Below are 255 nucleotides of genomic sequence, written 5' to 3'. Positions count from 1 at the left end.
TAAGTGGATTAAGCAGTTCAGTTTTAGCTAATGCGAAATTAAGCATTGCACCGAAATCCATCACTGCAAATCAGATTGCAGATAATACGATTACTTCAGATAAGATCAAAGTTGATGCAGGAGCAGTTACAGGCATGATTCCAATCGTTGGAGCAAGTGGCACGATTACTTATGTAGATCCTAAAGTAGCATCAGGCACATTAATAGATAAGAAAGACATTAGTACCGATGGTATCGTATTAGTAAATGGATTAA

At 36.9% G+C, this 255-nt stretch carries 1 protein-coding gene; it reads left to right on the top strand.

Translation table 11 applies throughout. The features are described from left to right. Positions 1-255 (top strand): hypothetical protein (locus EHC72_RS22900; RefSeq protein WP_211660360.1); only part of this gene is annotated, 255 nt, incomplete at both ends.

The organism is Pedobacter nototheniae, assembly GCF_004335085.1.
GTDB lineage: Bacteria > Bacteroidota > Bacteroidia > Sphingobacteriales > Sphingobacteriaceae > Pedobacter > Pedobacter nototheniae.
Note: the sequence above shows the minus strand (reverse complement) of the source record. Positions and strands in the feature narration are given on the sequence as shown.